The 14737-nt window shown below is 40.7% G+C and carries 13 protein-coding genes and 1 pseudogene; 8 read left to right on the forward strand and 6 right to left on the reverse strand.

What is annotated here, in order from left to right; all coding sequences use genetic code 11:
- Positions 1–670 precede the first annotated feature (670 nt).
- The 3 genes from ACE01U_RS07090 to ACE01U_RS07100 form a co-directional block, all read right to left on the reverse strand.
- Positions 671–2134: an amino acid permease gene (locus ACE01U_RS07090; RefSeq protein WP_110973885.1), complete on the reverse strand. Its 1464-nt coding sequence runs from the start codon at positions 2132–2134 to the stop codon at positions 671–673.
- Positions 2135–2143: 9 nt separating this feature from the next.
- Positions 2144–3169, reverse strand: coding sequence for a methyltransferase (locus ACE01U_RS07095; protein ID WP_395579051.1), 1026 nt, complete (start codon positions 3167–3169; stop codon positions 2144–2146).
- 67 nt (positions 3170–3236) lie between these two features.
- On the reverse strand, positions 3237–4607 hold the full coding sequence (locus tag ACE01U_RS07100; RefSeq protein WP_110973883.1) for a uracil-xanthine permease family protein: 1371 nt from the start codon (positions 4605–4607) through the stop codon (positions 3237–3239).
- A gap of 171 nt (positions 4608–4778) precedes the next feature.
- Here ACE01U_RS07100 and typA point away from each other — a divergent pair, with 171 nt between their 5' ends.
- The 3 genes from typA to ACE01U_RS07115 all read left to right on the forward strand — a co-directional run bounded on the left by typA (position 4779) and on the right by ACE01U_RS07115 (position 7718).
- Positions 4779–6617: a translational GTPase TypA gene (typA, locus tag ACE01U_RS07105; protein WP_004695169.1), complete on the forward strand. Its 1839-nt coding sequence runs from the start codon at positions 4779–4781 to the stop codon at positions 6615–6617.
- 202 nt (positions 6618–6819) lie between these two features.
- Positions 6820–7254, forward strand: coding sequence for a large conductance mechanosensitive channel protein MscL (gene mscL / locus ACE01U_RS07110; protein WP_086208827.1), 435 nt, complete (start codon positions 6820–6822; stop codon positions 7252–7254).
- A 134-nt stretch (positions 7255–7388) separates the two neighbouring features.
- The gene (locus ACE01U_RS07115; protein WP_086208826.1) at positions 7389–7718 is read left to right on the forward strand and encodes a gamma-glutamylcyclotransferase family protein; all 330 of its coding nucleotides are present in this window, start codon (positions 7389–7391) and stop codon (positions 7716–7718) included.
- Positions 7719–7773: 55 nt separating this feature from the next.
- Here the strand turns inward: ACE01U_RS07115 and ACE01U_RS07120 are convergent, their stop codons facing one another.
- Together ACE01U_RS07120 and mutM are read right to left on the reverse strand one after the other, a co-directional pair.
- Positions 7774–8058, reverse strand: a complete 285-nt coding sequence (locus ACE01U_RS07120; protein ID WP_086208825.1) for a peptidylprolyl isomerase — start codon at positions 8056–8058, stop codon at positions 7774–7776.
- The gene (gene mutM, locus ACE01U_RS07125) at positions 8055–8915 is read right to left on the reverse strand and encodes a bifunctional DNA-formamidopyrimidine glycosylase/DNA-(apurinic or apyrimidinic site) lyase (RefSeq protein ID WP_086208824.1); all 861 of its coding nucleotides are present in this window, start codon (positions 8913–8915) and stop codon (positions 8055–8057) included. Before mutM ends, ACE01U_RS07120 begins: the two co-directional genes overlap by 4 nt.
- 371 nt (positions 8916–9286) lie before the next feature.
- Between mutM and ACE01U_RS07130 the strand changes: the two are divergent.
- The 3 genes and pseudogenes from ACE01U_RS07130 to ACE01U_RS07140 all read left to right on the forward strand — a co-directional run.
- Positions 9287–9559 (forward strand): annotated as a pseudogene (locus ACE01U_RS07130) (carbohydrate porin); the annotation flags it as partial.
- Between the two features lie 145 nt (positions 9560–9704).
- Positions 9705–10820 (forward strand): NADH:flavin oxidoreductase/NADH oxidase, encoded by a 1116-nt coding sequence (locus tag ACE01U_RS07135; protein WP_395579052.1) that lies wholly within the window; start codon positions 9705–9707, stop codon positions 10818–10820.
- Positions 10821–10910: 90 nt separating this feature from the next.
- A complete protein-coding gene (locus ACE01U_RS07140; protein ID WP_110973877.1) occupies positions 10911–11834 on the forward strand; it encodes an AEC family transporter in 924 nt (307 codons plus the stop codon).
- Between the two features lie 39 nt (positions 11835–11873).
- Here the strand turns inward: ACE01U_RS07140 and ACE01U_RS07145 are convergent, their stop codons facing one another.
- Entirely contained in the window at positions 11874–12680 is an 807-nt protein-coding gene (locus ACE01U_RS07145; RefSeq protein WP_291374861.1) for a tetratricopeptide repeat protein, read from the reverse strand.
- Positions 12681–12973: 293 nt separating this feature from the next.
- Here ACE01U_RS07145 and ACE01U_RS07150 point away from each other — a divergent pair, with 293 nt between their 5' ends.
- Both ACE01U_RS07150 and ACE01U_RS07155 read left to right on the forward strand, forming a co-directional pair.
- On the forward strand, positions 12974–13219 hold the full coding sequence (locus ACE01U_RS07150; protein ID WP_004695190.1) for a hypothetical protein: 246 nt from the start codon (positions 12974–12976) through the stop codon (positions 13217–13219).
- A 330-nt stretch (positions 13220–13549) separates the two neighbouring features.
- Complete coding sequence (locus ACE01U_RS07155) at positions 13550–14728, forward strand: PQQ-dependent sugar dehydrogenase (RefSeq protein ID WP_395579053.1); 1179 nt, start codon at positions 13550–13552, stop codon at positions 14726–14728.
- Positions 14729–14737 lie beyond the last annotated feature (9 nt).

The raw sequence follows: 14737 nt of genomic DNA on the forward strand, positions 1-14737 counted from the left end.
AAAAAAAAACACGACTCTTCGGAGTCGTTTTTTTATGCCTGAAAATAATGCAATTTATGTTAAGTCATGTTGATAACAATAAACCCATTACTTAATGCAAGAGCCGTTAAGACTTAGGGTCGTCATGGTTAGTTTCGTTATAGGATGATACTGTTAGAAGTTTCGAATTATAGGGATGAGTCTAAGAGGAATGATAAGGGTATTTACATTTATTCCTGCTTCATGACATTGATAATAGCTTTACCTTTAGAGTAAATGGATAATTCTAGTTATTTAGCTTTACAAGGATGTGTTTGCCAACGAAATAATATTTCCAACTTGGAGCCACTTGAAACTACTTTATTTTCTGTCTAAAAAATAGATAGAGATTTGTGCTCAACAAGCTGTCTTCTTGAGTTATGGTAGTGTGAATTTGGAGCTAAACCAAGTACGTTCTTTTTACTGCGTAAGTATGTCAATTGTTCATCTCACAAGTGAGTGGATACTAATTGCAGAATATTAACTAATTTTAGGCTAGATTCGAATTATAGCTATCGGTTTTATGTGACTTTAATAATTGAACTATCTTATTGAAAACTGAATTATTAATTGATGTGTTATGGTTTGAGTTAAACAATAAATGATGATAATAAAAAACAGCCCGAAGACTGTCTTTTATTATGAAAGGATTTTAATCACGATCGGGGTTCATTGGACTGACATCCATCTCTTGATAAGAAACCAGTTTGGTTTTGTATTTCCACTTATAGCCTAACCAAATGATCAAGAACAAGAAAATACCAATATAGGTCGATAAAACAGAGAGCCATTCACCATCAAGTACCGCTTGGTAGTTTTGACCTAAAACAACAATGGTACACAGAATAAAGGCAAACCATGGAGCAAAAGGGAAGAATTTGGCACGATAAGCCAGATCTTCAATTTTATGTCCTTGCGCAACATAACCTTTACGGAAACGATAGTGTGAAACAGCAATCCCTAACCAGACGATAAAACCACACATACCTGACATATTGAGCAGCCAGTTAAATACCTGCTTTTCACCAATAAAGGTAGTTAAGAAGCAAAGTGCGGCAATTGCTGTGGTCGCATAAAGGGCATTCATAGGTACGCCACGACGATCCAATTTTGAAAATGCTTTTGGTGCGCTACCATTTTGGGCCATGTCGAACAACATACGTGTTGACGAATACATTCCTGAGTTACCGGCTGAAAGAATGGCTGTTAAAATTACAGCATTCATTACACTGGCTGCAAAGGCAAAACCTGCTTTTTCATAGAGTAGAGTAAAGGGAGAGAGTGTAATATTCTCAGATGAAGCGGCTTGAAGGAGCAAGGGATCATCATAAGAAATCAGGGTGCCAATAATGAAAATACACACGACATAAAACAGAAGAATACGCCAAAAAATCTGTTTGATGGCGATTGGAATGGTTTTCTGCGGATCTTTTGATTCACCTGCAGCAACGCCAACCATCTCGGTACCTTGAAACGAGAACCCCGCAATCATCGCCACACCAATTAGTGCAGATAAACCACCAACAAATGGGGCTTCACCTTTGGTCCAGTTTGCAAATGTAGATACACCTGGTGTCATCATAATTTTAACAATCATGAAAATACCAATAATGATGAACACGATAATGGCAAGGACTTTGACTAAAGAAAAGAAAAATTCACTTTCACCAAAGCCTTTGACGGTGAGTGCGTTGATCCCAAAGACAACAGCTAGAAATAAGGCACTCCAGTAAAAACCGGGTAGGTCGGGGAACCAGAATTTCATAATGAATTGGACGGCAACCAATTCAAATGCCACCGTAATAGCCCAGTTATACCAATAGTTCCAGCCGAGGGCGAAACCAAAACCACCTTCAACATACTTGGTACCATAGGTGAAAAATGCACCCGATGTTGGGTTGTGTGTTGCCAACTCACCAAGACTGGTCATGAGAAAGTAAATCATCACACCAATTAAGCAGTAGGCCAATAACGCCCCGCCTGGACCAGCATTTGCAATGGTTGCACCTGAGGCAAGGAATAAACCTGTGCCAATTGAACCACCAATGGCGATCATATTCAGATGGCGAGCTCCAAGCTTTCGCTTGAGTTGAGCTGGTTGAGTCGTTTCGCTCATCATTGTTCCTTAAGATTTCTTTTGTGTGCTGGCAAACAGCACTTTAAAGCCTTGTTGATCGGCTTTGGTTGTACATTGGCCAAAACTTTGCTCAATGAGTAATGGATAATTCAGAAAGCGATTGGCAACAATCCACAACTCACCATCTGATTTGAGATGGCGGCGGGATGTTTTGCATAAATTTTCGCTGGCATTGTAATCTGTATGAATGCCCTGATGGAATGGGGGATTACTGACGATTGCGTGTAAAAATAGTGGAGCATCCTCAATCCCGCGAACTGCTTTGATCTCAAGTTGTTCTGGCAAAAGATTATTTTTTTCAAAAGTCATTTTTGTTGAAGCCAGTGCAAAGGCATCGACATCCAGTGCAAAGATACGATTTTTCGGATTTAACTTGGCTAAATAAGCACTAATCACACCAGCACCACAGCCAAAGTCTGCAATTTTGCCAGAGGTGACGTGGGAAAGGTGAGGCAATAACACGGCTGTTCCTACGTCTAGACGGCTTTGACTAAACACCCCCGGCAATGCGCAAATCTGTAATTCACCTTTTGGGGTAGGCACTGTGTAGTGCTGTGCCCAATCGACCAAAGGTTTTGCGGTTACGGTTTTTTCGGTGATCAATTGCCACATTTGGCAATGTCGGGCACTGTCTAATTTGAGTGTTTTACCAAATGGTTGTAGCTGTTTTGAAGCACGTTCTACACCGCCTTTCTTTTCACCGACTAAAAAGATTGATGCGCCTACGGCCAAACGACTGACCAGTTGGTGCAAGACGTAATTGAGAAGCTCTTTTGATTTTGGAACAAATACAATGGCTTGATCAAAAGCGACATCAGGTAAATCTGTACCAAAATGCACATCACTTTGTTGGTTTTGGAAATATTGTAATTCGTTAAAATTCCATGTCCAAAAATGTGGCTCTACAACCCCAGTTAGTTGCATATTTAATTCGTCACACGGTGCATTGACCAGTAAGACTGAACCAGAGAGAAATTCCTGCTGGCGAAGAACAACTTCACTTCGTGGATCCATTTTATATACTCCATAGTAAAAACGATGCCCAGACAGTGCTGGGCTACGTGCATACTGAAATGAAAACTTATTTCTTCGGCTCAGGAAGAATAATGTTTAATAACAATGCTGCAATACCGCCTGTCGCAACACCTGAACTAAAGATGTTACGGAATAATTCTGGCAAATGTTCCAAAATTTGTGGAACTTGTGCAACACCTAAACCGAGCGCCAGCGAAATGGCAATGATCAGTAGTGCTCGGCGGTCAAGGTGAACACCCGAAAGAATATTAATCCCTGATGCAGCAACAGCACCGAACATCACCATCACAGCACCACCTAGAACAGCTTGAGGCACTGCCTGAATCACACCTGCAACCGCAGGCAGTAAACCTAGAATCACCAATAGCGCAGCAATCCAGATGCCGACATAACGACTCGCCACCCCAGTAAGTTGAATCACGCCATTGTTTTGTGCAAAGACCGAGCTAGGGAATGTATTGAAAATACCTGCAAGCAAAGAATTTGCACCATTCACCAAGACACCACCTTTAATACGCTCCATCCATGTTGAACCATCGACAGGTTGGTTGGAGAGTTTAGAGGTCGCTGTAATATCGCCAATCGCCTCTAAAGAGGTCACAAGGTAAATAAACGCCATTGGAATAAACAAGCTCCAAGAGAAGTCTAAACCAAAGTGCATGGGGGTTGGAATTTGAATTAGGGGGGCGTCCTGAACACCCGAAAAGTCAAGATGACCCATAAAGCCAGCCAATATATAACCGACAATCAGTGCGATTAAAATAGCCGAGCTTTTCACCCAAGTAATACGAATACGGTTCAAGATGATGATCAATGCCAGCACTGTACACGACATGATGAGATTGTCTGCATTGGCAAAAGTGTTGTTTGACATGGCTTGATAGCCACCACCCATGCTGATGAGACCTTCTTTGATGAGGGTCAAACCTATCAATAACACCACAATGCCTGTTACCAATGGGGTAATGAGCATTTTCACCCAAGGTAGGATGCGTGACACGCCCATTTCAATAAATGAACCTGCGATTACTACACCAAAAATGGCAGCCATGACGGATTCTACAGGAGTACCAGCAGCAACCATGGCAGAGCCAATTCCAATAATTGGACCGATAAAGTTAAAACTGGTCCCTTGAACAATTAGTAAGCCTGCGCCCAAAGGTCCAACTTTTTTACATTGTAAGAAGGTTGCAACACCTGAGATGACCAATGACATGGATAAAATCATGTTGGTATCTTCTTTCGATACACCAAGCGCTAAACAAATCAGCAAACCTGGCGTAACGATTGGGACGATAATGGCAAGGAGGTGCTGAAAAGCAGCAAGAAAAGCAATAAGTGGACGAGGGCGGTCATTTAAACCATAGACCAAATCAAGCTGATCTGGCTGATTAGGGGGGAGATTCTGATCAGACATAAGTCAAAAGATATTAGCAATGTGGCGCCATTCTAATCGCTTTACACGGCTTTACAAAATTAATTGCACACCACTTATCAAAAAAAACGAGTCTGTCAATAAACTGTCACTACTAAATTCTATTATTTTTCTGTATAATTTGCCCTCAAACTTTAGGCGTATCGAATTTACATGTCAGATATTAAAACTCTCCGCAACATTGCCATCATTGCGCACGTTGACCACGGTAAAACCACTCTAGTAGACAAACTTTTACAGCAATCAGGTGCACTTGGCGATCGTGCAGGTGAGATTGAGCGTGTCATGGATTCAGGCGCGATTGAAAGTGAACGTGGTATTACCATTCTTGCAAAAAACACTGCAATCAAATGGTTAGATGCACGTACCAATACAGAATACCGTATTAACATCGTTGACACCCCAGGACACGCGGACTTCGGTGGTGAAGTTGAACGCGTAATGTCTATGGTTGACTGTGTACTTCTTCTTGTTGACTCTCAAGAAGGTCCAATGCCACAAACTCGTTTCGTAACGCAAAAAGCGTTCGCACGTGGTTTGAAGCCAATCGTAATTATCAACAAAGTCGACAAGCCAAGCGCGCGTCCTGATTGGGTAATTGACCAAGTATTTGATTTGTTTGATAACCTTGGTGGTTCTGACGAACAGTTAGACTTCCCAGTTGTTTACGCTTCAGGTCTTCGTGGTGTTGCTGGTCCATCTCCAGAAGAACTTGCTGAAGATATGACTCCATTGTTCCAAACCATCGTAGACATTGTTGAACCACCAGCAGTTGATGTTGATGGTCCATTCCAAATGCAGATTTCTTCACTTGACTATAACAGCTTCGTAGGTGTTATCGGTGTTGGTCGTATTCAACGTGGTTCAGTTGGTCTGAACACTCAAGTTACTGTAATTGATAAAGAAGGTAAGACTCGTAACGGTCGTATCTTAAAAATCATGGGTTACCACGGTTTAGAACGTGTTGATGTTGATTCTGCTCAAGCAGGCGATATCGTATGTATCACAGGTATTGATGAACTTCATATCTCTGACACTATTTGTGATCCGAAAAATGTTGAAGCTTTACCGCCATTGTCTGTAGATGAGCCTACAGTAACGATGACTTTCCAAGTAAACAACTCACCGTTTGCTGGTAAAGAAGGTAAATTCGTAACCTCACGTAACATCCGTGAGCGCTTAGACCGCGAATTAATTCATAACGTAGCGTTACGTGTTGAAGACACTGACAGTCCAGACCGTTTCAAAGTTTCTGGTCGTGGTGAACTTCACCTTTCAGTTCTTATTGAAAACATGCGTCGTGAAGGCTTCGAGATGGGCGTATCACGTCCACAAGTAATCTTGAAAGAAGTTGATGGCGAAAAGCAAGAGCCATACGAAAACGTAACATTTGACGTTGAAGAACAGCACCAAGGTTCTGTAATGGAACAAATGGGTCACCGTAAAGGCGAAATGACGAATATGGAAGTTGACGGTAAAGGCCGTATCCGTATTGAGGCAACTGTTCCTTCACGTGGCTTGATCGGTTTCCGTTCAGAATTCTTGACCATGACTTCTGGTACAGGAATCATGACTTCAAGCTTCTCGCACTACGGTCCAATGAAACAAGGTACTGTTGCGAAACGTCAAAACGGTGTGTTGATTTCTATGGTTCAAGGTACTTGCCTTGGCTATGCATTGTTCACATTGCAAGACCGTGGTCGTCTATTTGCTAAACCTCAGTTAGAAGTTTACGAAGGTATGATCATTGGTATTAACTCTCGTTCAGATGACATGACAGTTAACCCAACTAAAGCAAAACAGTTAACAAACGTACGTGCTTCTGGTACTGATGATGCGTTGACTCTTGTTCCAGCTGTTGAATATACGCTTGAACAAGCGCTTGAATTCATTGAAGATGATGAATTAGTTGAAGTAACTCCTAAGTCTATTCGTATCCGTAAGCGTTACTTGACTGAAAACGAACGTAAACGTAACCGTTCTGGTAAATAAGTTTTAAAAATGAGGTTGCCTCATGCGGGGCAGCGCCATTTAAAAATGTCATCAATCACTTGATGGCATTTTTTTTGTTTAAAATTAGCAAACCTATGTATAAAAACAGATGATTTCCGAGTAAATTACGTGGAAATGAAGCTATAAAATTAATGTATACTTCGTCACATAAATTAAAGTCAAAAAAAAACTGGAGATTTAAATGAGTATTATGCAAGAGTTCCGCGAATTTGCGGTAAAAGGTAATATGATCGACTTGGCTGTCGGTGTGATTATTGGTGGGGCATTTGGTAAGATTGTTGATTCATTAGTGAAAGATATCATTATGCCATTGATTACTGTGATCACCGGTGGCGGTGTGGATTTCACACAAAAGTTCTTTGTTTTAGGCGATAACCCAAACAATTTACAGTCTTTAGATGAGTTAACCAAAGCAGGTGTAAATGTCCTGACCTATGGTAACTTCCTTACGATTTTAATTAATTTCATCATTTTGGCATGGGTAGTGTTCTTAATGGTGAAAATGATCAATCGTATGCGCCGTAAACAAGAAGAAGCTGCGCCAGAACCAGCGGCAACACCAGAAGATATCGAATTGCTACGTGAGATTCGTGATGAGTTAAAAAAACGTCAATAATGAAAAGACGAAGATAACAAAAATAAAACGGCACATCACGTGCCGTTTTTCTCTTTATGCTTGATGAAAAGACTGGTTTTTGTACAGATTTAATTTTATGATGCGCGCAGTTTGAACCCGTATTGTGATGCTGCATGAATCAATTATTTGTCTATGGGACCTTACGTCCAAATCATGAAAATGCTCACCTTTTAGAGCGCATTGGTGGTATATGGCAAAAAGGCTATGTGCATGGCGTGGTCCATATTTTGGATTGGGGACCTGATAAAGGTTTATTTGCGATTGTGCTTGATTCTAAGGCACCTGCTGTTGAGGGCTATTTTTTCTGTAGCGAAAAGTTGGCTGAACATTGGGATGCGTTGGATGAGTTTGAAGGGATACAGTATCAACGGGTAAAGGTGCAGGGGGTGTTAGCGTCTGGTGAACCTGTTGATGCGTGGACTTATGAGATGAAGGAAGCTTAATCAAGACCATGCTTATGGTGTGTTTGGACTTAAACACACCATATCTCGCTATATTTTAAAAATCCATACGGAATTTAATTTCTAATAAATGAAAACCAAATTGGCTTTTCACTGGGCCATGAAGTACTTTTTCTGCTGCAGTAAAGACCAATTTATCAATCACTGGAACCAACTGACCTTTTTTCACTTCGCCGAGCTCACCACCACGCTTAGCCGAGTTACAGGTGGAATATTGTTTGGCAATTTTAGCGAAATCGGCGCCATCGTGGATTTTCTTTTTCAGTTGTTCAGCGAGGTCTTTGTCTTTGACCAAAATATGACGAACAATGGCAGTTTTCATTTGGTTTTTCCTCGAACTATAGCCGTTGCTTTGGGCTTGGATTGCACTTTTTTCAGCGGTTGGCATTCTGGGCAAAACACCGAAGCGCGTTGTCCGAGTTTGATGTTTTCCAGCGTGGTTTCGCAGTTAACACACATTTCACCTGCTCGGCCATAAGCCAACAAGGTTTGTTGGAAATAGCCATTTTCTCCCATGGCGTTTGAATAGTCTCTTAAGGTCGAGCCTCCCAAGTTAATGGCCTGCTGCAAAATGCGTTTGATTTCGATCACCAATTGTTCAATTTGGCTATGCGTTAAACTCGATGCCACTTGCGCAGGGTGTATGCCCAAATTAAACAAACTTTCTGTGGCATAGATATTTCCAACACCAACCACTACATGATTATCCATGATTGCAACTTTTATGCCGACCTGCTTATTTTTCAGCTTTTGACTCAAATATTCAGTATTAAAATCTGTGTTCAGTGGTTCAGGCCCAAGCGTATCAATTAACTTGGCTTGTGAGTTTTCATCTAACCATAAGATACATCCAAAACGGCGCGGGTCATGGTAGCGTAGCTCGACATCTTCAAAACGAATAATTAAATGATCATGTTTTCTTAGAGGTTCACCAATTTCACAAATCCGAAAACTACCCGACATGCCCAAATGCCAAAGCATGGTGTCCTGTTCAAAGCTTGCCAAAATGTATTTGGATCGCCGACTTAATTGAACTAAGCGCTGTCCGACCAGTTTGTTGAGATCTGCGGGAATTGGCCAACGTAGACTGGATTGACGAACTTCAACGCTGAGTACTTGCTGATCTAATAACGGTAATAAACTGGCTTTGGTGGTTTCAACTTCAGGTAATTCAGGCATGGCAACGTAAGATGATAAAACGTGAGCTTAATATTGCGGTGTACACGCAATATTGCAAGTAGTTTTGGCATCTGTCTTATTTTTCTAAGCATTTAAAACAAAATGAAAAGCAGAATGAGTACTTAGGTAGGAGTAGAGAGCAATTTTTATAGGGACAATCTTTGCACCATTTAAATCAAATCTTATATTTATAATTGTTGACTGCATTGATAACTTTTATGAATTAATAATAAAAAAATGCTGAGATCTTTCTTTGAAAATTATGTAATTTTCATTAAATTTTTTATCTAAATGAAGTGGATCTATATTCATTTTAAATCAGAGCTTAGGATTTCATACAACAGTTCACGCTTTCTTTATGTGCAACGGCAATGTCTGTTTTAGCAACAATGAGTCATGCTGAACAAGTTTTGGATGCTCATGGCCAGTACTTATTCGGTGACTGGCAGGGAAAACGAACTGAATTGGCGCAAAAAGGGATCAAGTTTGAAGCGAATGCGTTAACAGATACCAATTATTTAGCGGATGGTGGACGTAACACTGGTAGAAGTCTGACAACGGCTTCTCAGTTTTGGCTAGACACACAATTTGATTTAGAAAAGTTGGCAGGCTGGGAGGGATTCATCGTTCGCTTTGTTGCGACGTGGTGGATAATGCCTTGGAAGCTGCATTATTTTCTAAATGGATAGCCATAAAAGTGCAAAGGTTTGACAGCAGATTTGCACTTTTAGCGTTGAATGCAAGGCACTTTATTTGTTATAGATCATAGTGAGTACAGGGAGAGCTGTGATGTCATTATTATTTCAACCCATTCAATTTGGGGATTTAAAATTAACAAATAAAATTGTGATTGCGCCCATGTGCCAATACTCTGCCAATGATGCTGGTGAACTCAGCTATTGGCATGAGCAACAATGGGCCAATTATGCGTTGTCTGGTGCAGGCTTATGCATTGTCGAAGCGACAGCCGTACAAGCGATAGGCCGGATTAGTTTTGCAGACTTAGGACTGTGGAATGATTTGCAACGTGCGCAAATGAAGGCCTTACTTCAAAAAGTCAAAACACTCTCCCCAATGCCTTTTGCTATTCAACTGGCACATGCAGGGCGTAAAGCATCGACCGACCGTCCTTGGTCGGGAAAGGGGCAGATCAAACCGAATCAGACGTATGGTTGGCAAACGGTGTCTGCTAGTGATGTGCCTTTTAAGCCCGAAGAGCATGCTCCACATGCTTTGAGTGTGACAGAAATGCAAGACATCATAGATGACTTTGCCAGTGCCGCTGTGCGTGCAGTAGATGCAGGTTTTGAGCTGATCGAACTACATGCAGCCCATGGCTATTTGCTACATCAATTTATGTCGCCCCTGTCGAACCGACGTACTGATGAATATGGTGGAAGCTTTGAAAACCGCATTCGATTTACCTTAGAAGTGTTCCAAGCCATTAAACAAGCCGTTCCTGAAAACTATCCCGTGGGCGTGCGTTTATCTGCAACTGACTGGATGGAGTCGACCGCAACAGAAAGTTGGGACATTGATTCAACGGTAGGTCTATCCAAGGCATTGGAGCAACTCGGTGCAGCTTATATTCATGTCTCAAGTGGTGGCTTGCATGTGGAACAAAACATTCAGATCAAGGCCAAATATCAAGTACCTTTTGCTCATGCGGTGAAGCAAGCAGTGCAAATTCCTGTGATTGCGGTAGGACTGATTACAGAAGCCAAGCAGGCTGAACATATTTTGGAAGCGCAAGAAGCTGATGCAATTGGTCTGGCGCGGGCTATGCTGTATGACCCACGATGGCCGTGGCATGCCGCCGCAGAACTAGGTGGAAAAGTCTCTATCGCACCACAGTATTTACGGTGTCAGCCACATGGAATCAAAGATTTATTTTCTGCGTTCTAAGCCCATAAGTCTTTTTAAATATTTCAACTGAGTAAAGATGTGTTCTAGGATAGGTCTTTACTTACATCATCTGGAAAAGGAATAACTTGAATGATTTTCTCGGTAATTTTTCCAGTCTTTTTTTTGCTCTTTCTTGGCTTTATTTCGGTCAAAATTCAATTGCTTGTTAAAGAACAAATTATAGCAATCAGTGCCTTTGTTATTAAAATTGCATTACCTGCTTTATTGCTGCACGCCTTGGCATCAAAGGACCTGCATGAAATTTGGTATCCGTCCTATTTCTTTGTTTATGCCGTTGTGACTTTCGGTTTATTCATTTCGGCTTTTATTCTCGGTCAAAAGCTTTTTAATAATCACTTTACCCACGCTTCAGTCTTCTCACTGGGTGCATCTATGTCCAATACAGGCTTATTGGGAGCCGCTATTTTGACGTTGCTGATGGGGAGTGAAGCGATGATTTATATTTCATTGGTGGTGATCATTGAAAGTGTATTTTTGGTTCCATTGATGCTCACTTTGGCTGAAATAGGCCGACAAAGGCAAGCCAATGTTGCTTCCATTTTAAAGACTACATTTCTTACGTTATTTAAAAACCCATTGTTCTTGTCGGTGATGATTGGCATGAGCTGTGCGATGTTTGAAATTAAAATTCCGCATTTAATCGACCAAGTGTTTGCAATGTTAGGTCAGACTGCCTCGCCTTTAGCCTTGTTTATTATTGGTGGTGGAATGGTCGGTCTCACTATTCAGTCTTTTAACCTGCAAACGGTTTATCTGGTGGTGTCTAAAAATATTTGTATGCCAATATTGGTTTATTTAGGACTGACCTATTTGACTGCATTGGACCAAAAGATGATTTATGCAGGGACCTTGATTGCAGCCTTACCGATGCCATCTCTATTTGGTATTTTTGGGCAAGTGTATGGTTTGAATGAAAAAGCACTCACCCCATTGATGATCAGCACGTTATTGAGTTTTGTGGTGGTCAGTGTCTTGATTGGTCTTTGGTGGTAAAAAAATACTCTCCTTGGAGAGTATTTTTGAAGAAAATATTTATTTTTTAACCGCTGCTGTTGCAGGGGACTTGGCTTGATTCGCCATCATGGTTTCAACCTGCGCTAATGACTCTTTCGCTTGTGGCACATTTTCTTTGGCTAGAGCAGTAAAAATTTTCTTCGCCTCTGGTAAGTTCTGCGGAATGATATTGCCATTGGCAAACATATTGCCCACGGCCATTAGGGCAGGAATGTAACCTTTTTTGGCTAAGTCTTGAATGCTGTTGAGACCTTTTTGAATCGGCGCTTCTTGTTTGTTTTTAAAGCCTGTGCTGATGTCGTACAAGGCTTGTGCATGAATGGCTTGATAGTTGCCTTTTTTCACCAAAGGATCAAGTTTCTTCAGGGCTAACTTTTCAGACTCTGGTTTATTTTCAGAAAATAACAGCACGGCATATTCAACAGTTGCATCATCAAAGCCTAGTTTAGAGGCAGCTTCAAAGTGTTGTTTGGCTTTGTTGAGGTCTTGTGGCAAGCCTAAAGTGCCAGTGACATAGTTTTTCGCAAGCACATAATGCGCAACAGGGTAGCCTTTGTTTGCAGCATCTTGATAGAGCTGAATGGCTTTTTTCTCATTCTTCGCTGTGCCTTGACCTGTTTGCGTCAAATAAGCCAAGTTGTACATGGCTTGTGGGTTGCCAGACTTTGCCAGTTTTTCTAAAGACTGATATGCCCCCGTCATATTGTTGGCTTTGACCATTTCCTCAATCTTGGCAAATTCAGGGTTGATGGTATCTTGAGTGGTGGCTGCAAGTGCAAGCTGGCTAGTGAGTGCAATTAAGCTTGCAAGTACGAGTTTCTTCATGTTTTATAAACCTTTTTCTTACACATAAGTCCATCTATGTGTGTATTTGTTTTGAGTCATTTCACATCATAAGTTGAATTGTGTGAATGTAAATATCTGAATTGTGTCTTGGTCTTACAAATTTCCGTTGATTGTGTTGATCGGTATATATTTTTCCAATACAAACCTCGTGATGTACGGTGGAAAGGACCGAAACGTGTTATTGGTAGTTGTAGCTGATGAGCTTCGTGTTTTATTAGGATTCTGGCTTAGATTCTGTTTAAATAGCGCTGAAAATGAGAAGCGAGTTCAGCATGTTTATTAAGTCAATTAAGCGAAATTATTTAAAAGTTTTGGCCGATGAGTCGATTCCAGATGGCGAAAAAATTGATGCCTTATTGATGAAATTGGGTGGTGAGTTTTTAGTGAGCAAAGATGACCGCGTGTATATCTTTGAAAAAGACGGTGTGACCGCAAAATTTGATGCTAAACATGCACGAGACTTTTCATTTAAAGACTATCTCTGCAAAGACATGAATAAATTGTTTCATGATTTTTGATATTTAATGTTCATTGAAAATAAGTGAATTGTTAAATAAGGCTCTAAAAATGGTTTAAGTTCTTGGAGGAGCTTTTTATCCAAGTACCGATGCTTGTTATAGATTTCTAAAGCAATACTTTTGTATAGCCATATAACGACAATGAAGGCCTTAATCCACTGTAAAGACGTTTGCAGTGGTTGGGCTAAAAGATAATATAAAATAATAGTTTGTATATGAATAGCCTATACGATTTTCTAGCAAAAGCATTTGACGCTATGCTCATCATTCAAGTTATATCATATAAAAAAGAAGCTTACTTTTCATAAGATGAATCGAGACCGATCTAAAATGATAAAAATATTCTCAATCTTATTTCTATGTTTATGTTGCTCAATGGCAGTTTTAGCAGGGCAGCCCAATCTTGTTCCTCATCAAATCAATTTGAAAAATGGGAAGCGTTTTTCTCTAAATCTCCCCGCAAATTACGAAATCATTCCTGCGGCTGAAGGTTTAAAACGCGTTCGTTTTTTTAGCAAAGCACCTGACGGGAGAATGTTTGTAACGGATATGCACGATTTGACCGACAATAAAAAAGGCACCGTTTATATTTTGGATGAATGGAATACTGAAACAGGAAAATTCGGCAGAATTATTCCTTATATGACGGGGTTAAAAAATCCAAATTCAGTCCAGTTTTATACCGATTCTCAAGGACAGGATTGGTTATATTTGGCTGAAACGCATCAGCTCACCCGACGAAAATTTATCCAAGGCGAAATTAAACCCACGGCTAAAGCTGAAATCTTAGCGACGTTTCCTGATTATGGCTTAAGTTATAAATATGGGGGCTGGCATCTAACGCGAACCATTGCCGTAGGTGGGAACGGCAAAATTTATGTCTCGATCGGCTCAAGTTGCAATGTTTGTGTCGAAAAAGAAAAAGTTAGAGCGACCGTTTTAGAAATGAACTCCGATGGTTCGGAACAAAAGATTTATGCCACAGGCTTGCGTAATGCCGTCGGTTTGAAATGGGTGGGTAAATTTTTATTTGCCACCAATCAAGGTGCAGACCATTTGGGTAAAAATAAACCTGATGAAACTTTTTATGCACTCAAGCGTGATGCAGATTATGGTTGGGCTTCATGCTATTCGTCGAATGGTAAAATTATTGCAGATCCTAAATTCAAACGTCCGACAGGATGTAAAAATGTACCATCTCCTTACGCCTATTTCCCTGCGCACTCGTCGGCACTTGGTTTTGACTATTTTGATCATCCAAATACCGATGACACCATTAAAAATTCTTTTTTAGTGGCGTTGCATGGTTCTACGGATGCCACAATTGGTCATGGCTATAAAATTGTGATTATGCGCAAAGGGAAAAAACTACAGACTTTTATGGATGGTTTTTTAGTGGGTAAAACGGTAAATGGGCGACCCGCAGATATTTACCGTATAGATGCAAATTCATTTTATTTTTCAGATGATAAGGGTGGTGTGGTTTATTATGTGAGACGGAAAGAGTAGTTATAAAAA

The sequence above is a fragment of the Acinetobacter halobius genome (assembly GCF_044130335.1).
Taxonomy (GTDB): domain Bacteria; phylum Pseudomonadota; class Gammaproteobacteria; order Pseudomonadales; family Moraxellaceae; genus Acinetobacter.